This is a genomic window from Rubrivivax sp. A210, from assembly GCF_904426505.1.
Taxonomy (GTDB): domain Bacteria; phylum Pseudomonadota; class Gammaproteobacteria; order Burkholderiales; family Burkholderiaceae_C; genus Rubrivivax.
In genome coordinates, this window is sequence record NZ_CAJGBN010000067.1 from 222584 (window position 1) to 241069 (window position 18486).

Here is an 18486-nt window from a genome sequence, read left to right on the forward strand (position 1 = left end):
GAACGGGCAGAATCAAAGCCTGATCCCGCCGCGCCGCGCATGAACATCATCATCCTCGACGACTACCAGGACGCGGTGCGCAAGCTCAAGTGCGCGACGCTGCTGGAACCCCTGAACGCCAAGGTCTTCACCAACACCGTCAAGGGCACGGGCCAGCTCTCGGTGCGGCTGCGCGATGCCGACGTGCTGGTGCTGATCCGCGAACGCACGCACTTTCCGCGCGCCCTGCTCGAGAAGCTGCCGCGCCTGAAGCTGATCGCCCAGACCGGCCGCGTCGGCCCCCACATCGACGTCGAGACCTGCACCCGCATGGGCATCGCGGTGGCCGAGGGCGTCGGCTCGCCGGTGGCGCCGGCCGAGCTGACCTGGGCCCTGATCATGGCCTCGATGCGGCGCCTGCCGCAGTACATCGGCAACCTCAAGCACGGTGCCTGGCAGCAGAGCGGCCTGAAGACAGCGTCGATGCCGCCCAATTTCGCCCTCGGCATGGTGCTGGCCGGCAAGACCCTGGGCATCTGGGGCTACGGCAAGATCGGCCGCCTGGTGGCCGGCTATGGCCGCGCCTTCGGCATGCAAGTGCGGGTGTGGGGCAGCGAGACCTCGCGCGAGCGCGCCCTCATCGACGGCCACCAGACCGCCGACAGCTGCGAGGCCTTCTTCGAGACCTGCGACGTGCTGAGCCTGCACCTGCGCCTGAACGACGTGACGCGCGGCATCGTGCGCCACGACGTGCTGGCGCGCATGAAGCCGACCGCGCTGCTGGTGAACACCTCGCGCGCCGAGCTGATCGAGGACGGCGCGCTGGTGGCCGCACTCAACCGCGGGCGCCCCGGCATGGCCGCCATCGACGTCTTCGAGAGCGAGCCCATCCTGCAGGGCCACCCGCTGCTGCGGCTGGAAAACGCGGTGTGTACGCCGCACATCGGCTATGTCGAGCAGGACAGCTACGAGCTGTACTTTCGCGCTGCCTTCGAGAACGTGCTCGCCTTCATCGCCAAGAGCCCGACCAACCTGGTGAATCCCGAGGCGCTGAAGGTGCTGCGGTGAACGACGCTGCCCCGGCAGCCCGGCCGGCTTCACCGGCCGAGTTGTTCCTGGCCTGCACGCGGCTGGCGCTGCAGGGCTTCGGCGGCGTGCTGCCGGTGGCGCAACGCGAACTGGTCGAGCGCCTGCGCTGGCTGACGCGCGAGCAGTTCCTCGAGCAGCTCTCGGTGGCCCAGGTGCTGCCGGGGCCCAATATCGTCAACCTCGTGCTCATCATCGGCGACCGCCTCTTCGGCTGGCGCGGCGCCGTGGCGGCCACCGCCGGCATCCTGCTCGCGCCGCTGGTGCTGGTGCTGTCCCTGGCCGTGCTGGTGGGCCAGTTGCAAGGCCTGCCCTTCGTGGCCGGTGCGCTGCGCGGCATGGGCGTGGTCTCGGCAGGACTGGTGCTGAGCACCGCCTGCAAGCTGGCGCCGGCGCTTCGGCGCAACCCGCTGGGGCCGTTGGCCGGCGGCGTGGTGGCAGCGCTCACGGTGGCGGCCATCGCGGCGCTGCGCTGGCCCCTGGCGGCGGTGGTGCTGGGCCTGGGCACGGTGTCGGTGCTGCTGGCCGGATGGAGGCTCTCGCGTTGAACGCCTGGCTCTGGGGCAGCATGGGTTTCGGCGGCGCCGAACTGCTGGCGCTCTTCACCCACTTCATGCTGCTGTCACTGCTGGCGGTGGGCGGCGCCATCGCCACCGTGCCCGAGATGCACCGCTTCGTGGTCGTGCGCCAGGGCTGGCTGGACGACGCCCAGTTCACCAACTGCGTCGCGCTGGCCCAGGCGGCGCCAGGGCCGAATGTGCTGTTCGTGGCCGTCATCGGCCTGCAGGTCGGTGGCCTGGCGGGCGTGGTGGCGGCGATGGCGGGCACGCTGCTGCCGTCCACCACGCTGGCCTTGATGGCGTCACGCTGGGGCGAGCAGCGGCGCGAGGCGCGCGCCGTGCGCGCCTTTACGGCCGGCATGGCGCCGCTGACCCTGGGCCTGCTGCTGTCCACCGGCTGGATATTGCTCGAGCCCACGCGCAGCCACTGGATCGCGGTGCCGCTGCTGGTGGCGGCGACGCTGTGGCTGATGTTGCGCACCAGGCTGAGCCCCTTGTGGATGCTGGGCGCTGGTGCTGTGGCCGGCGCCGCCGGATGGGTGTGATCGAGATGGCGCCGCTGCTGGCGCGTGCTGCGGCCTGGGGTGGCGGCCTCTTGCTGCTGGCCGGCACGCTTTACGCGCTGGCGCTGGCGGTGCTGTGGTGGGGCCAGGAACGGCTGCTCTTCCAGCCCGAGGTGCTGGCGGCCACCCACCGCTTCGACTTTGGCGCCGACGTGCATGAAGACGGGCTGGACGTGCCCGGCGCCCGTCTGCACGCGCTGCACCTGCGCCTGCCGCACCCGGCCGGCGTGGTCTTCTACCTGCATGGCAATGCCGGCAGCCTGCAGAGCTGGTTCACCAATGCCGATTTCTACCGCCGTGCCAACTTCGATCTCTACATGATCGATTACCGCGGCTATGGCAAGAGCAGCGGCCGCATCGAAAGCCAGGCCCAGTTGCTGGACGACGTGCGTGCCGCCTGGGCTTGGGTGGCGCCGCGCTATGCCGGCCTGAAGCGCGTGATCTACGGCCGCTCGCTCGGCAGCGGACTGGCCGCCATGCTGGCCGCCGAGGTGCAACCCGAACTGACCGTGCTGGCCTCGCCCTATGCCAGCATGGCGCGCCTGGCTGCCGAGCACTATGCCTGGGTGCCGCAGGCGCTGCTGCGCTACCCGCTGCGCACCGACGAGGCCGTGCCGCACATCCGCGGCCCGCTGCTGCTGGTACACGGCCAACGCGACGATCTCATTGCGCCGGCCCACAGCGAGCACCTGGCGACGCTGGCGCCGCAGGCGCGGCTGCTGCGCCTGCCCGAGGCCGGGCACAACGACCTGCAGTTGCACGCGGCCTATCTGGAGACGCTGGCCGTGGCACTGGCGGGCCGGTGAAAGAGCTGGCCCGGACCTCAGCACCGTCTGCAGCCCGCCTCAGCCCAGGCCCTTGCTCTCCAGCACCCGCTGCAGCGCGAGCAGCGCCGCTTCCATCCGCGCGGCGGCATCCGACATGGCCGCCGTGCCGGCGCCCAGGCTTGGATCGGCCCTCAAGGCTTCCTCGATGCCATGCGCGTCGGCGGCCAGCGCCACCAGTCCGAGCTGGCTGGCCGCCCCCTTGAGCCGGTGCATGCGCCTCCCCGCGGCGTCGAGGTTGCCGGATTCGAGCTCTTCGCGCAGCAGCGCCGGGTCCGGAAGGTGCTGCCGGGCGAACAGGCGCAGCAGCGCGACAAGACGGTCGGCCTTGCCGCGCAGCCTGGCCAGAGCACCGTCGAAGTCGAGGCCGTCCAGCCCGCGCAGTGCATCGACACCGGAGGCCCAGCCGGGATGCGCTTCAAACCTATCGTCGGCCCGAACTTCGTGCGCCGCCTTGCGCACGGCGCCCTGGTCCAGCCAGTGCAGCAGCGACTCGTACAGCAGCACAGGGTCCACCGGCTTGGTCAGCACCGCATCCATGCCGACGTCCAGGCAGGCCTGGCGGCTTTCGGTGACCGCGTTCGCGGTCAGGGCCAGGATGGGAGTGGCTGCCTGGTGGGCCATGAGGCGGATGCGCCGGGTTGCCTCGATGCCGTCCATTTCGGGCATCTGCATGTCCATCAGCATCAGGTCGAACGCAGCGTTCTCCGCGGCTTCGACCGCCGCACGGCCGTTGTCGGCGACCACGACGTCCAGCCCCACGGCATGCATCAATTCCTGCACGACCTCGATGTTGATGGCGTTGTCCTCGGCCAGCAACACGCGGGCGCCCGTGTGGCGCAGGCGAAGGCGCTCATCGGCGGTCAGGGGCAGTTCGGGGACCGCGGCCTCCGGCACGGGGCCGTGCCCGCGCCGCAAGGGCACTTCGAACCAGAAGGTGCTGCCCTGCCCCACCACGCTGTCGACGCCGATGCTTCCCTGCATCAACTCGATCAGGCCCTTGTTCAGCGCCAGGCCCAGGCCGGTGCCGCCATGGCGGCGGGCCGCTGACCCGTCGACCTGCTCGAAAGGCTGGAACAGCCGCGCGCACTGCGCCTCGCTGAGCCCGGGCCCGCTGTCCTGGACCTCGAAGCGCACCACCAAGTCATCGCCGCGGTCCGCGACCAGCAAGGCCCGCAGCGCGACGCGGCCGCGGTCGGTGAACTTGACGGCGTTGCCGGCAAAGTTCAGCAAGGCCTGGCGCAGGCGCGTGGCATCGCCGCACAGCCACAGCGGCACGCCGTCGGGATCGACCTCGAGCGCCAGCCCCTTGGCTGCCGCCGCGTCGCTGACCAGCGAAGCCACGTTGTCCAGCACCGCCGAGAGATGGAAGTTGGCGGTCTCGATTTGCAGCCGTCCGGCTTCGACCTTGGACAGATCGAGGATGTCGCTGATGATCGACAGCAGGTGACGCCCGGCACCCACCATCTTGTCCAGTCGCGCGGTCTGCGTCGGGGACAGCGGGTCGTTGCGCAGCAGGTGGCTGAGGCCGAGCAGGGCGTTGAGCGGCGTGCGGATCTCGTGCGACATATTGGCCAGGAATGCGCTCTTGGCGCGGCTGGCCGCTTCGGCCGCGGCCTTGGCCTCAAGAAGCGCGCGCTCGGCTTCCTTGCGCGCTGCGATGCTGCTCGAGAAAGCGATCAGCCGCGGTTTCACCGAGAGATCGCGATGGTCGTAGTAGACCGTCATCTCCACGGGAATCATCCGGCCGTCACGCGTGCGGTGCCCGGTCTCGAAACGCCGATGGCCTTCGGTCACGAAGCTGGGCTTGGCCGCCGCGTAGGCTTCGGGCGGGAAGTGCGGGTCGATGTCCGAGACGGTCATGCCCAGCATCTCGTCGCGCGCGTAGCCCAGCACCTCGGCCGCGTACCGGTTGGCCCAGATGAAGCGGCCGGATTCGAAATCGACCCATGTGATGCCAATGCCCACCCCTTCCATCGCGATCTGGGTGTCGATCAGTTGCCGGTTGACGCTCTGCAGTTCGGCCGTGCGATCGATCACCCGCTGCTCCAGCGCGGCATTGGCCAGGCTGAGTTGGTCCTCGTGCTCGCGCAGGGCGTCTTCGGTGCGGCGTTGCTCGGTGATGTCGTGCCCAACGCCCAGCACGCCGGTGAGCGCGCCGTCCGGCGCGTGCAGCGGCGCCTTGGTCGTCTTCAGCAGCGCCCGCCGCCCGTCAGAGGCATAGGTGATCCATTCCTCGTTGACGGTGGGCCTGCCCGCGGCCAGGGCCAGGCGGTCATGGGCACGGAAGGACTCGGCGGTTTCGCTGTCCAACAGGTCGAGGTCGGACTTGCCCACCAGATCCGCCTCGCGGCGGCCCAGGAAACGCTCGAATTCCGCGTTGCAGGCCAGGTACGCGCCCTGCGTACTCTTCAGCCAGACCAGATCGGGAATGGTGCGGATCAACGACTTGAGCAGACCATGCTCGCGCTCGCGCAGGGCCAGCGTTTCGGCCAGGACTTCCTGCTCCCATCCGCGAGCGGTCGCCTTGACGAAGTAGACGAGCCCGGCCACCGAGGCCGCCAGCAGGCCCAGCAGCACCCCCGCCAGCGGCTGCCATTGGGCATCGGCCGCCGCCAGCGGCTGGCCCACCAGCAGGGTGTAGCCATGGACGGGGTTGCGCCGGTAGGCGTACAGCGTCGGTGCGCCGCCGGCATTGGGCGCATGGCCGGTGAAGCTGCCCGCGACTGGCTCGGCGCGCAGGGCCGCGGCCAGTTCCGCCAGGTGGCGCTCCTCGGCCTCGGTTGGCGCCGACGCGCCCGCCGGCGGCGTCTGCGCGGCGGTGCTGGCGACAATGCGGTTCCGGGCATCGCGCAGGACGATGAGGCCGCCGGCCGGGGGGTTGCCATGCTGCAGCATGCGCGTGAGGTCGCGGATGAACATCGACGCATAGACCAGGCCGGCGAAGGAGCCGTCCGGCGCATTGATGCGCCGCGCCATGAGCCAGATCCACTGCTGCGAGATCCTGCCGACGATGGGTTCGGCGATCACCATGCCCAGCGCCGGATCGTCGCGCAATCGCTTGTAGTAGTCGCGCTGGGCCAGGCTGGCGCGCTGGGCTGCATCGACCCCGCTGCCCCACACGGCCTCGCCCTGCGCATTGGCGGCGCGCAGCAGATCGATGTGCGGAAACCGGCTCTGCTGGCGCGCCAGGAAGCGGTTGATGGCCGCGGCGTCGACGCCATGCCCGCTGGCCTGGTGCTCGATCTCGTCGGCGCTGACCTGCAGCACGTAGTCGATGGTGCCGACCCAGGCGTCGAGCGACAGGGAAACGGCGTGCGCGTGGTCCTGGATGGCATCGGTGTGCTCGCGCCGCGACTGCTCGCGCACGTAGACCACCATCGCCAGCGCCAGCAGCGCGACGACGGCCGCCGCCGCGGATGCGCCGAGGCGCAGAAGACGCAGTGGGCGCGTCGGCCTGATCATGGGGGGTACTCCGATGCGACCGGGGTGCGGCGATGCCCCCACCCGTGTCGCTGTCAAAGTATATGAAGGCGGCCTGACGAGGCCGCCGCGCTGGCCGGGATTTGTCCTCGCGACCGCGCAGATTTCAGGCTCGAAGTGATGCGGAAGAACCTGCGCATGCAGGATCGTCCACACGGCCTCGCAGAGCTCGGCCTCGAAGTGAGGCGCAAGACCCTGCACAGGCAGGGTCTTGCGTCCTCACTTCGTCCCGAAGATCTTGTCCCCCGCGTCGCCCAGCCCCGGGATGATGTAGCCGACCTCGTTGAGGTGGCTGTCGATGGCCGCGGTCCAGCAGCGCACGTCGGGGTGGGCCGCCTCGAGCGCGCGTATGCCCTCGGGTGCGGCCACCAGCACCAGGGCGCGGATGTCCTTGCAGCCGCGGCTCTTGAGCAGGCTCACGGTGGCGATCATCGAGCCGGCCGTCGCCAGCATGGGGTCGACGATGAGCGCCGTGCGTTCATCGAGGTGGCCGACGAAGCGCTCGAAGTAATGCTCGGGCTGCAGCGTCTCGTGGTTGCGGCTCAGGCCCACCACGCTGACCTTGGCGTTGGGCAGCATGTCCAGCACGCCGTCCAGCATGCCCAGGCCGGCGCGCAGGATCGGCACCACCGTGACCTTGCGGCCGGCGATCTGCTCGACCTCCAGCGGGCCGCTCCAGCACTGCACGGTGGTCTTCTCGAGCGGAAAGTCGGCCGTGGCCTCGTAGGCCAGCAGGCGGCCCAGTTCATTGGTGAGCTCGCGAAACTTCTTGGTCGAGATCTCGTCCTCGCGCAGCAGGCCGACCTTGTGGCGCACCAGCGGGTGGTTGACGGCGATGACGGGCATCAGGTTTCTCCGGTGGACGGGCGGCGCTGGCGCAGCGCCTCGTAAAGGCAGATGCCGGCGGCAACGCTGACGTTGAGGCTCTCGACCGCGCCCTGCATGGGGATGCGCACCAGCTCGTCGCAGGTCTTGCGCGTGAGCTGGCGCATGCCGGCGCCTTCGGCGCCCAGCACCAGGGCCACCGGGCCGCTGAGATCGGCATCGAAGATGGTGCGTTCGGCGTCGTCGCTGGTGCCGATGATGCGCAGGTCGCGCTCCTTCAGCTCGTTCAGCGTGCGCGCCAGGTTGGTGACCATCAGGTAGGGCACGGTCTCGGCGGCGCCGCTGGCCACCTTGGCCACGGTGGCGTTGAGGCCCACCGCATGGTCCTTGGGCGCGACCACGGCATGCGCCCCGGCACCATCCGCCACGCGCAGGCAGGCGCCCAGGTTGTGCGGGTCGGTCACGCCGTCGAGCACCAGCACCAGGGGCGGGCCCTCGACCTCCTCGAGCACCTCGTCCAGCGAATGGCGGGCCGGCAGCGGCTGCACGCGCGCCACCACGCCCTGGTGGCGGGTGTTGCCGGCCAGCGCGGCCAGGCGCTCGGCGTCGCTGTCGACGCGCTTGGCGCCGGCCTCGTCGATGCGCTGCACAAACTGCCGCATGCGCGCATCGCGCCGGGTCGCGTCGACGTGGATCTCGGTGATTGACTGCGGCGCCGTCTTCAGGCGCACGGTGACGGCGTGGAAGCCGAACAGCACCTTGGTGCTCATCGCGCACCCACCGCGAAGTCCTGCGCCTGCAGTTCGATCGGGCGGCCGTGGGGCGTGCGGTCGGCCGCATGGTCCCAGGCGTCGCGGTAGCGCGTGAGTTCATCCGCCGAGCTGGCGCCCTTGGCCTGCACCAGGCGCTCCAGCGCGGCCAGCCAGTGGCGGTAATAGGTGTCGCCGCGGTCGGCGTCGCCGCGCGCCTGCGCTGTGGCGATTTCCTCGGCCAGCGTGGCCGCCCATTCGGGCCAGGTGTAGAGACCGCGCTGGTGCAGGCTGACGGCCAGCGCAAAGGCGTGGGCCTCCCAGGGCTCGCGGAAGACCGGCTCTTCGTGGCCGGGTGGAAGCAGGGGTTCAGGCGCGTTCATGCCGGCTCCAGATAGGGTTCCCAGGCGTCGATGGACACCTGCAGGCCTTGCGCGCCGGGCTCGTCGCCCCACAGCTCGCGGCCTTCGAAGACCACGGTGTAGAGCCAGCAGGGCTGCTCACCCAGGCCCTGGGCGTGGCTGTCGGCAAAGACATGGGCGCCGTGCAGCGCCTCGACGACGCCGCGGCGGCCACGCACATAGCCGGGCCGGCGCGTGTGGTGGGGCACGGGCTCGGCGCGCAGGCGCACGGCGTCGCCGACGGCAAAGCGCGCCACGCCCGTGGTGACGCTGTTGGCCGGCCGCAGCGTGGGCGCACCGCGCGCCAACGTGGCAGGCACCGCTGCCGCTTCCAGCCGGCGCGGCAAAGGCGGCGCCGCGTGCAGCGCCCGGCCCGCGGCGATCTCGTCCTCGCCCACCAGGCCGCGCCGGCGCATCAGCGCCTCGAGGCCGTGGATCCAGATCTCGTAGTAGCTCAAGTCGGCATAGCCCGGCAGGGTCTCGCGCGCCGAGCGGCTCATGTCGATGTTCCAGGCGCCGGTGGCGCCCATGGCCAGCGTCAGCGCCAGCGCACGCGGCTCCCAGGCGGCGTGGAACAGCTCGCCCTCCGGCTCGGGCCGCACCGGGCCGTGGCCCAATTGGCCGCCGAGGTCGGCATGGCTGGCGTGGTTCATGGCGTGGGCGTCCGCGCCAGGCCGGTGCCTATCATCGAATCGCGCGTCACCAGGGCCGCCAGCCCATCCTCATCCAGCGCCTCGGTGCCCTGCGGGCGCTGCGGCAGCACCAGGTAGCGCAGCTCGGCGGTCGAGTCCCAGACGCGGATCTCGGTGCCTGGCGGCAGCACGACGCCGAAATCGGCCAGCACGCCGCGCGGATCGCGCACCGCACGCGAGCGGTAGGGCGCGCTCTTGTACCAGGTGGGCGGCAGGCCCAGCACCGGCCAGGGGTAGCAGCTGCACAGCGTACACACCACCATGTTGTGGCGCGAGGGCGTGTTCTCGACCACCTGCATGTGCTCGCCCTGGCGGCCCTGGTAGCCGAGCGAGGCGATGGCCCCGGTAGCGTCGCGCAACAGCCAGGCGCGGTAGTCGGCGTCGACCCAGGCTCGCGCCACCACGCGGGCGCCGTTGCGCGGGCCGATGCGGGTCTGGTAGGTGTCGATCAGCACATCGAGCGCGGCCGGGTCGATGTAGCCCTTCTCGGCCAGGATGGTCTCGAGCGCGCGCACGCGCAAGTCCATGGGGCCCAGTTCGCTGTGGCCGCGGTGATCGTGATCGTCGGGGTGTTCGTGCGCCATGGACCGATGCTACCGCCGGCCTACCACCAGCCGAGGGCCCGGCCGCCCGTCATGGCCCCGATGAACACCGGCTGGTGCAGCATGTAGAAGGTGAGCGACCAGCGCCCCAGCAGTGCCAGCGGGCGCAGCGCCGCCGGCAACGCGCCGGCCAGCCAGCGTGGCCGGTGTTCCAGCAGCCACTGGCCGGCGGCCAGGCCCCACAGCATCACGCCCAGCCAGGGCAGCACCGGCACCCAGTCTTCGGTGATGGGCTTGCGCGTGACCAGCCCCATCCAGTGCGTGAACGGGGTGTCGAAGAAGGGGTGGTGCAGCCACTGTGGCAGCAGCAGCGCCAGCCCGCCGACGAGCCAGATGCCGCGCCCCAGCGGCGCCACGAAGCGGGCCAGGATGAGCATCACCGCAATGCCGTGCAGCACGCCGAAGCTGATCCAGCTGCGCGGGAACATCTGCATCGAGCCCAGGCTCACCAGCAGCGCGCAACCCGCCACCTGCGACCAGCGGCCCCAGAAGCGGCGCCAGCCCTGGCCGGCCTGCAGCGCCACCGCCTGCCCCATGCCGGCGCAGAAGAGGAAGAGGCTGACGATGGCCAGGCGCTGCTGCGTCCACAACGGGTCGCGGTGGAAGTTGAAGCGGGGCTCGAAGAAGCCGAAGTGGTTGAGGTCGAAGCAGAAGTGGAAGACCGCCATCCAGACGATGGCCAGGCCGCGCAGTGCATCCAGGCGATCAAAGCGGTTGGCGCTGCCGCTCATGCCGTCTTCTCGTAGACGTCGGTGAAGCGCTCGCCGTCCCAGGCGTAGAGCAGGTAGGCGGCGTGCAGGCAGGCGCTGGCGCCGCGCGGCCTGAACAGGCCCACGCACTGGCCGCGCGCCTGGCGCACGCTGCGGTAGGCCACGCCGCCCGAGCCGGCCGCGTGCAGCCGCGCGCCCAGGGCCTGGGCGGCGCTGTAGTCATCGGCTTCGTAGAGCGCGGCGCCCGGGCTGCCCGGGGCCAGGCCCAGCGGGCGCACATCATGCAGGCGCGCGTCGATGGCCACCGCGTACAGGCGCATCGGCAAGTGCATGGGGCCCTGGCGCGTGGCGGCAAGAAAGCGGCCGTGGTGGTGGCGCGTCTCGGCCACCGCGGTGGCACGTTCGCGGGCGGCATAGAAAACGCCCCAGCCACCAGCCGAGAAGCGGCTGCCGAGCACGTTGACGTGGGTGAAGGCGGCCATGATGGGGCCGCTGCCGGGGCCGTAGAGGCGCTCTTCGCGCGGCACGCGCTCGATCTGGCCGACCTCATTGCGGGCGCGCTCGTTGGTCATGGCCTCGAGCGCGTAGAGGGCCTCGAAATCGGCCGCATCGGCGACGCGGTCGAACAGCGTTACCGCCGGGTAGCGCGTGGGCACGATGCGGCAGGCGTGCTGCCAGCGCACCCGCCGCACGGCCGGCGCGATGGCATCCAGATCCGTCAAGACCAGCCGCCGCCGCGCACGCCGTCGAGGTAGCGCCGCACGAGGTTGAGATCGCTCACATTGCCGGCCAGCATGCGCTCGAGCGCGCTGCGCCCGCCGAAGGGCGCTGCGCTGTTGGGCTGGCGCACCCAGGCGTCGGCCGCGGCGGCATCGGGCAGCAGGATCTGCAGGCTCTTGTAGATGCCCAGCAGGTTGGACAGGCGCTCCAGCGTGTCGCGGCTGAGTGCAGCGCGCTCGGGCTGCTTGCGCCAGGCGAAGAAGGTGGAGCGCGGCGGCTGGCCGAGCAGGCAGAGCTGCTCGTCGACGCTCAGGCCCCAGGCCTCGGCGATGCGGGCAAAGGCACGCAGCCCGGCCGCGGCCAGGCGCTGTGGTTCGATCTCAGTGGCCGCATGGGGCGCGGCCGGGGCGAGCACGGCGCTCATCGTCGAGACCGGGGCAGTTCCGGCTTGTTAATCCAGTTTTGGACTGATGAGTAATCATAGTCCAAAAACGGATAGATCGCGAGGAGCCGGGGAAAGCGCGCGGCAACGCGAAGGCCTGCGCGCCCTCACTCGAGCCTGAAGTTCGCGACCTCGTCGCTCAGCTTCTGGGCCTGCGCGGCCAGGGCATTGGAGGCAGCCGCCGTTTCTTCCACCAGGGCCGCATTCTGCTGGGTCGTGCGGTCGAGATCGTGGACCGCAGTGCTGACCTCGCCGACGCTGCGGTTCTGGCTCCGGGTGTTTTCGTCGACCTCGCGCATGAGTACGGCGATGCGCTCTGCATTGCCGACCACCGCGTGGATCAACTCGCCGGCATTGGCCACCACCGCCGAGCCGCTGCCGACGCGCTCGATGCTCTCGCCGATCAGCCCCTTGATCTCCTTGGCCGCGGTGGCCGAACGGCCGGCCAGCGCGCGCACCTCGGAGGCCACGACCGCGAAGCCGCGGCCGTGCTCGCCGGCGCGCGCCGCCTCGACCGCGGCATTGAGGGCCAGGATATTGGTCTGGAAAGCAATGCCGTCGATGACGCCGATGATCTCGCCGATCTTGGTGGACGAGGCGCTGATGCCGCTCATCGTGGCGACGACCTGGGCGATGGCCTTGCCGCCGCGGCTGGCCACCTCGGCGTTCTGGCTCACGCTCGAGGCGGCAGTGTCCACGCTGGTCGAGGAGCGCTTGAGGGTGTCGGCAATCTGCTCCATGCTGGCCGAGGTCTGCTGCAGGCTGGCGGCCGAGCGCTCGGTGCGCTGCGACAGATCCACCGACGCGGCGGCAATCTCGCGGCTGGCGGTCTGCACGCCATTGGCGCCATCGCGCACCGCGCCCACCAGGCGGCGCAGCGAGGCCTGCATCTCGGCCAAGGTCAGCATCAGCTGGGCCGCTTCGTCGCGGCCCCAGGGCTTGGGATGGGTAGCGAGGTTGCCGACGGCGATCTCGTGCAGGTGGCCGGCCACCTCTTCCATGCCGCCCTTCATCACGCGGTAGAAGGCCAGCATCAGGTAGGCGGCCAGGGCCACACAGAACGCGGCCAGCACCACGTCCTCCGCGAAGCGGAACTGCAGCCGCTCGACGCGGGCCAGGAGTTGCTCGTCCAGCCGCGCCATCACCTGCGCATTGAGCTCGCCCTGCCGCCGCACGGCCTCGTCACCCAGCGTGCGGAAGGCGGCGGCATTGGCGCCGAGCGTGCCGCCCAGCAAGTCCTTCTGCACCGCCTCGTTGAAGGCCGTCGAGGCGACGTCGGTGCCCTTCATGTCGAAGACCTTGGCGACCTCGGGGTCGGAGGCAATGCCTTCGGTATAGGAATTCTCGACGTCCTCGTCGAGGAAGCCCAGCACGGCCGCCCATTCGTGCAGCCAGTCGCGCTGGCTCTGGCTGACCTGCCCGTCCTGCAGCACCTGCGCCCCCAGGGCCAGCAGCTTGGCCGTGTTCTCGGTCTGCATCGGGCCGCGCAGCGTCGACATCATCATCATGTGGTAGGTGTCGCGATCGGGGTCCAGCGCCAGGCCGGAGCCGTCATCCACCTTGCGCAGCAGGGCGAAGGCGGCGCCAATGAGCTCGGAGTGGGCCTTGAAGGTGGCATCCAGGTCGGCCCGCCGCGGCGTGGCGGCCAGCGCCTCGTGGAGGTCTCGCAGGGCCTTGAAGGCGTCGGCGGTGCCGAAGGCCTCGCCGAGCTGGGCTTCGCGCGCCTCCAGCCGGGTCCAGGCGGCCTTGACCCGCTCCTGCGCTCCAGCAAGGTCGCCCGCCTTGGCAATGGCCGCGCCGCGCCGCGCCTGCGCCGCGCCGACCAGGTCGAGCAGGTCGCGGACATAGACGATGCCGACCCGCTCCGAGCGCGCAGTCGAGACCTGTTCGTGCGTGCTCAGGCCCAGTTGCGCCAGCAGCACGGCAATGGGCAGCATGAAGACCGCCGCCACCCACATCGCCTTGGCCGGAAAACCTATGCTCCTGAAGAGGCGGATGCCCGGCGCCAGCCAGCCGTGGTAGCGGAAGAACTCGCCGAATCCCGATTCATCGCGGCCCGCAGAACCCTTGTAGGCACTGGACATGAAACCCCACCTCCGGCGATCACCGCGCCAAAACCCGCTGCGCGACCCGACCGGGACACGCTTATCCCGGAATCATCGGCTGCGGGAGGCGACACTTGAGCACCGCGAACCCCGGAACAAGCGGCGTTCGGCGGGCATATTGCCCGCGTGGGCGGCGCTCAGTGGATGGGCTTGAAGCGCATGCGCTTCGGCCGCGCACCTTCCTCGCCCAGGCGCTTCAGCTTGTCGGCCTCGTATTCCTGGTAGTTGCCGGGGAAGAAGACCCATTGGCTGTCGCCCTCGGCGGCCAGGATGTGGGTGCAGATGCGATCAAGGAACCAGCGGTCGTGGCTGATCACCATGGCGCTGCCGGCAAACTCGAGCAACGCTTCTTCCAGTGCGCGCAGGGTCTCGACGTCGAGGTCGTTGGACGGCTCGTCCAGCATCAGCACGTTGCCGCCCTTGGCCAGGGTCTTGGCCAGGTGCAGGCGGCCGCGTTCGCCGCCCGAGAGGTTGCCGACCAGCTTCTGCTGGTCATTGCCCTTGAAGTTGAAGCGGCCGAGGTAGGCGCGGCTGGGCATCACGAACTGGCCGACGACGATGTTGTCGAGGCCGCCGGAGACGTCCTGCCACACGGTGTTGCCCGAGGCCAGGCTGTCGCGGCTCTGGTCGACGAAGGTCGGGTGCGCGGTCTTGCCGATGACGACCTCGCCCGCATCGGGCTTCTCCAGCCCCTGGATCATGCGGAACAGCGTCGACTTGCCGGCGCCGTTGGGGCCGATGATGCCGACGATGGCGCCAGCGGGCACGCGGAAATTGAGGTTGTCGATGAGCAGGCGCTCGCCGAAGCTCTTGCTCACGCCCTTGAACTCGATCACCTCATTGCCCAGGCGCTCGGCCACCGGGATGAAAATCTCGTTGGTCTCGTTGCGGCGCTGGTATTCAACGTCGCTCAGCTCCTCGAAGCGCGCCAGGCGGGCCTTGCTCTTGGTCTGGCGTGCCTTGGCGTTGGAGCGCACCCACTTGAGCTCCTCCTTCATCGCCTTCATGCGCGCATCTTCCTTCTTCTGCTCCACCTCCAGGCGCTTCTCCTTCTGGTCCAGCCAGTCGGAATAGTTGCCCTTCCAGGGAATGCCGGAGCCGCGGTCGAGTTCGAGAATCCACTCGGCCGCGTTGTCGAGGAAGTAACGGTCGTGGGTGATGGCCACCACGGTGCCGGGAAAGCGTTGCAGGAAGTGCTCCAGCCACTCCACGCTCTCGGCGTCCAGGTGGTTGGTGGGCTCGTCGAGCAGCAGCATGTCGGGCTTGGAGAGCAGCAGCCGGCACAGCGCGACGCGGCGCTTCTCGCCGCCCGAGAGCACGCCGATGGTGGCGTCCCAGGGCGGCAGGCGCAGCGCGTCGGCGGCCATCTCGAGTTGCAGGTCGGTGTTCTCGCTGCCGGCGGCGGCGATGATGGCTTCCAGCTCGGCCTGCTCCGAGGCCAGCTTGTCGAAGTCGGCGTTCTCGTCGGCGTACTCGGCATAGACCTCGTCGAGCCGCTTCTTGGCCGCCAGCACGCCGCCTATGCCCTGCTCCACCGCCTCGCGCACGGTCTGCTCGGGTTGCAGCTGCGGCTCCTGCGGCAGGTATCCGATCTTCAGGCCCGGCATGGGCACGGCCTCGCCCTCGATTTCCTTGTCGATGCCGGCCATGATCTTGAGCAGGGTGCTCTTGCCCGAACCGTTGACGCCCAGCACGCCAATCTTGGCGCCGGGAAAGAAAGACAGCGAGATGTCCTTGAGGATCTGGCGCTTCGGCGGCACGATCTTGCCGACGCGGTTCATGGTGAAGACGTACTGAGCCATGGCTGCATGGTCCTTAGGTGTTGGATGCGGGCCGTGTCGGCCTGGGCTGCGGGCCGCGGGCCGCGGTTCTGAGCCAGGTCGACCGGGCGGGCCGGCGCGGCGGCGGGACAACCGGCGATTATCGGCCACGGCGGCGGCACCGCCCCTGGGCGTCTGTTAGGGTGGCCGCCGTGACAAATCCCGCCCCAACCCCTTCAGGCGGCGCCGCGCTGCCGGCCCTGCCGCTGCTGCTGCTGTTCTGCGGGGTCAATCTGGTCATCGGCAGCGGCGCCTTCATCATCTCGCCGTTGCTGGCCCCGTTGGCCGAGGGGCTGGGCGTGGGCATCGCCGGCGCCGGCCAGGCCGTGACCGCCTATGCGCTGAGTACCGCCGTGCTGGCGCCGCTGGCGTTGGCGGCCACGGCGCGCTGGCCGCGCCGGCGTGTGATGCTCGCTGCGCTGGCGCTGTTTGCGGCCGGCAACGCGGTCTGCGCGCTGGCGCCCGGCCTGGCCGTGCTGCTGGCCGGCCGCGTGCTGATGGGCGTGGGCGCGGTCTTCGTGCCGGTGGCCGCCGGCATCGCCGTGACCCTGGTCGAGCCGGCCCGGCGCGGCCAGGCCCTGGCCCTGGTCTTCCTCGGCATGAGCCTGAGCTATGTGGTGAGCCTGCCGTTGGGCGCCTGGCTGGGCTTCCGCTACGGCTGGCGTGTGCCCATCGCCGGCGCCGCCGGCCTGGCGCTGCTGGCGCTGGCCGCCATCGCCTGGCGCGTGCCGCGCAGCCTCGCTGCGGCCGGTGCCGAAGCCGGCCCGCAGTCCAACCTGGGCGCGCTGCTGCGCCAGCCCGAAGTGCTGCGCGTGCTGGCCACCACGCTGGCCTACTTCACCGCCATCTTCTGCGTCTTCAGCTATATCGGCCCGGTGCTGCAGGCCCTGGTGCCCATGAGCAGCGGCCAGATGTCGCTGACGCTGATGCTCTTTGGCTGCTCGGGCGTGGCCGGCACGCTGATCGGCGGCGCCGCCAATGACCGCTGGGGGCCGCGGCGCTCGCTGTGGGTGCAGATGTCGGTGCTGGCACTCACCATGGCCTTGTTGCCGCTGACGGCCGGTCACTGGCCGGCGCTGATGGCGGTGCTGCTGGCCTGGGGCACGGCCGGCTTCGGCATGATGGCGCCGCAGCAGTCGCGCCTGGCCGCACTGGCGCCGGCGCAGGCGCCGCTGCTCTTCTCGTTCAACAGCTCGATGCTTTATTTCGGCACCGCCAGCGGCGCGGCCATTGGCGGGGCGCTGGCGCCACGGCTGGGCTTTATCCACCTGCCCTGGGTGGGACTGGTTGCCGCCTTGCTGGCCCTGCTGATGCTGGTGGCAAGCGCCTGGGAAGGGCCGCAGCCTGCGCCATCGGCCCCCACCGCTTAGAATGTTTGCTGCGCTGCGGCATCCAGTCATCGCTGCGCGGTCGATCCCGACACCCTGACCCCCTCGCACCTACCCGACTGGTGCACCCGCCATGGGTGACAGCAGGCTGCGAACCACGGCCCCGCAACGGGACCCCACAGATGCAATTCACTGACCTCGGCCTGGCCGAGCCGCTCCTGCGCGCGGTGCGCGACCAGGGCTACGACACCCCCACGCCCATCCAGGCCCAGGCCATCCCCGCCGTGCTCAAGGGCGGCGATCTCATGGGCGGTGCCCAGACCGGCACCGGCAAGACCGCCGGCTTCACCCTGCCCATGCTGCACCGCCTGGCCGAAGGCAAGCCGGTGAAGGACGGCCGTGGCCGCGTTGCCATCCGCGCCCTCATCCTCACGCCCACGCGCGAACTCGCGGCCCAGGTCGAAGAAAGCGTGCGCGTCTACGGCAAGTACCTCACGCTCACCAGCATGGTGATGTTCGGCGGCGTCGGCATGCAGCCGCAGATCGACCGCCTTCGGCGCGGCGTCGACATCCTGGTGGCCACGCCCGGCCGCCTGCTCGACCACCACCAGCAGGGCACGCTGGACCTCAGGCACGTCGAGATCTTCGTGCTCGACGAGGCCGATCGCATGCTCGACATGGGCTTCATCCACGACATCAAGAAGGTGCTCGCGGTGCTGCCGGTGAAGAAGCAGAGCCTGCTGTTCAGCGCCACCTTCAGCGACGAGATCAAGGCCCTGGCCGACCGCCTGCTGAACGAGCCGGTCCTGATCGAGGTGGCACGCCGCAACCAGACCGCCGAGACCATCGCGCAAAAGGTGCACCCGGTGGGCCGCGAGCGCAAGAAGGAGTTGCTCGCCCACCTCATCAAGAGCGGCGACTGGCACCAGGTGCTGGTCTTCACGCGCATGAAGCACGGCGCCAACCGCCTGACCGAATACCTGTGCGAGCACGGCATCAGCGCCATGGCCATCCACGGCAACAAGAGCCAGGGCGCGCGCACCAAGGCGCTGGCCGACTTCAAGGGCGGCGACCTGCGCGTGCTGGTGGCCACCGACATCGCGGCGCGCGGCATCGACATTGACATGCTGCCCCACGTCGTCAACTTCGAGCTGCCCAACATCCCTGAAGACTACGTGCACCGCATCGGCCGCACCGGCCGCGCTGGCGCCAGCGGCGAAGCCATCTCGCTGGCCTGCCTGGACGAGGAGATCTTCCTCAAGGACATCGAGCGCCTGATCAAACGCAGCATTCCGCGCGAGACCGTACCCGGCTTCGAGCCGCCGGCCGGCGAGAAGGCCGAGCCCATCGTGCTGGGCCGCATGACCATAGGCATCGGCGGCACCCAGCGCCACGGCGGCGGTGGCCGGCCCGGCGGTGGCGGCGGCCGCGGCGGCCCGCCCCGCAGCGGTGGCGGTGGCGGCGGTGGGCGGCCCCGGTGGCGGCGTCGAAGGCACTCAGGTAGCCATTGCCCTCGCCACTGAACACCAGGCCACCGGCGGTGGCCAGCACGCCGCCAACCAGAGGGGTATCGGTCTTCACCTGCCAGCGGATGCGG

At 70.3% G+C, this 18486-nt stretch carries 17 protein-coding genes and 1 pseudogene; 6 read left to right on the forward strand and 12 right to left on the reverse strand.

The features are described 5' to 3' along the window. Positions 1–39: 39 nt before the first annotated feature. The 4 genes from JMV16_RS22180 to JMV16_RS22195 are packed head-to-tail and all read left to right on the forward strand — an operon-like array spanning position 40 to position 2994. Complete coding sequence (locus JMV16_RS22180; RefSeq protein ID WP_201496497.1) at positions 40–1047, forward strand: D-2-hydroxyacid dehydrogenase family protein; 1008 nt, start codon at positions 40–42, stop codon at positions 1045–1047. Continuing rightward, positions 1044–1613 carry a chromate transporter gene (locus JMV16_RS22185; RefSeq protein ID WP_201496498.1) on the forward strand — a complete coding sequence of 190 codons (570 nt, stop codon included), beginning with the start codon at positions 1044–1046 and terminating at the stop codon, positions 1611–1613. The genes JMV16_RS22180 and JMV16_RS22185 overlap by 4 nt, the downstream gene beginning before the upstream one ends. Further along, positions 1610–2170, forward strand: a complete 561-nt coding sequence (locus JMV16_RS22190; protein WP_310737114.1) for a chromate transporter — start codon at positions 1610–1612, stop codon at positions 2168–2170. The genes JMV16_RS22185 and JMV16_RS22190 overlap by 4 nt, the downstream gene beginning before the upstream one ends. Beyond that, on the forward strand, positions 2161–2994 hold the full coding sequence (locus JMV16_RS22195; protein WP_201496499.1) for an alpha/beta hydrolase: 834 nt from the start codon (positions 2161–2163) through the stop codon (positions 2992–2994). Before JMV16_RS22190 ends, JMV16_RS22195 begins: the two co-directional genes overlap by 10 nt. A gap of 39 nt (positions 2995–3033) precedes the next feature. Here JMV16_RS22195 and JMV16_RS22200 read toward each other — a convergent pair whose 3' ends face one another. The 11 genes from JMV16_RS22200 to ettA form a co-directional block, all read right to left on the reverse strand. Continuing rightward, complete coding sequence (locus tag JMV16_RS22200; RefSeq protein WP_201496500.1) at positions 3034–6477, reverse strand: PAS domain S-box protein; 3444 nt, start codon at positions 6475–6477, stop codon at positions 3034–3036. Positions 6478–6714: 237 nt separating this feature from the next. Beyond that, positions 6715–7341, reverse strand: coding sequence for a uracil phosphoribosyltransferase (upp, locus tag JMV16_RS22205; protein ID WP_201496501.1), 627 nt, complete (start codon positions 7339–7341; stop codon positions 6715–6717). After that, complete coding sequence (gene rlmB, locus JMV16_RS22210) at positions 7341–8090, reverse strand: 23S rRNA (guanosine(2251)-2'-O)-methyltransferase RlmB (protein WP_201496502.1); 750 nt, start codon at positions 8088–8090, stop codon at positions 7341–7343. The genes upp and rlmB overlap by 1 nt, the downstream gene beginning before the upstream one ends. Next, positions 8087–8452 carry a nitrile hydratase accessory protein gene (locus JMV16_RS22215; protein WP_201496503.1) on the reverse strand — a complete coding sequence of 122 codons (366 nt, stop codon included), beginning with the start codon at positions 8450–8452 and terminating at the stop codon, positions 8087–8089. Before JMV16_RS22215 ends, rlmB begins: the two co-directional genes overlap by 4 nt. Then, positions 8449–9123: a nitrile hydratase subunit beta gene (gene nthB / locus JMV16_RS22220; protein ID WP_201496504.1), complete on the reverse strand. Its 675-nt coding sequence runs from the start codon at positions 9121–9123 to the stop codon at positions 8449–8451. Before nthB ends, JMV16_RS22215 begins: the two co-directional genes overlap by 4 nt. Next, the gene (gene nthA, locus JMV16_RS22225; protein WP_201496505.1) at positions 9120–9746 is read right to left on the reverse strand and encodes a nitrile hydratase subunit alpha; all 627 of its coding nucleotides are present in this window, start codon (positions 9744–9746) and stop codon (positions 9120–9122) included. Before nthA ends, nthB begins: the two co-directional genes overlap by 4 nt. A gap of 20 nt (positions 9747–9766) precedes the next feature. Beyond that, a complete protein-coding gene (locus JMV16_RS22230; protein ID WP_201496506.1) occupies positions 9767–10495 on the reverse strand; it encodes a heparan-alpha-glucosaminide N-acetyltransferase in 729 nt (242 codons plus the stop codon). Then, entirely contained in the window at positions 10492–11187 is a 696-nt protein-coding gene (locus JMV16_RS22235) for an RES family NAD+ phosphorylase (protein WP_411565063.1), read from the reverse strand. Before JMV16_RS22235 ends, JMV16_RS22230 begins: the two co-directional genes overlap by 4 nt. A 5-nt stretch (positions 11188–11192) precedes the next feature. Beyond that, entirely contained in the window at positions 11193–11618 is a 426-nt protein-coding gene (locus tag JMV16_RS22240) for an MbcA/ParS/Xre antitoxin family protein (protein WP_201496507.1), read from the reverse strand. A 125-nt stretch (positions 11619–11743) separates the two neighbouring features. Beyond that, entirely contained in the window at positions 11744–13720 is a 1977-nt protein-coding gene (locus JMV16_RS22245) for a methyl-accepting chemotaxis protein (protein WP_201496508.1), read from the reverse strand. 158 nt (positions 13721–13878) lie between these two features. Next, positions 13879–15543 (reverse strand): energy-dependent translational throttle protein EttA, encoded by a 1665-nt coding sequence (ettA, locus tag JMV16_RS22250; protein ID WP_201496509.1) that lies wholly within the window; start codon positions 15541–15543, stop codon positions 13879–13881. Positions 15544–15713: 170 nt separating this feature from the next. Here ettA and JMV16_RS22255 point away from each other — a divergent pair, with 170 nt between their 5' ends. Continuing rightward, complete coding sequence (locus tag JMV16_RS22255; protein ID WP_236580656.1) at positions 15714–16931, forward strand: MFS transporter; 1218 nt, start codon at positions 15714–15716, stop codon at positions 16929–16931. Positions 16932–17071: 140 nt separating this feature from the next. Next, the gene (locus JMV16_RS22260; RefSeq protein WP_201496510.1) at positions 17072–18412 is read left to right on the forward strand and encodes a DEAD/DEAH box helicase; all 1341 of its coding nucleotides are present in this window, start codon (positions 17072–17074) and stop codon (positions 18410–18412) included. 7 nt (positions 18413–18419) lie between these two features. On the opposite strand, the pseudogene JMV16_RS24650 reads toward JMV16_RS22260, so the two are convergent. Further along, a pseudogene (locus JMV16_RS24650) lies at positions 18420–18470 on the reverse strand (hypothetical protein); the annotation flags it as partial. Between the last annotated feature and the right edge of the window lie 16 nt (positions 18471–18486).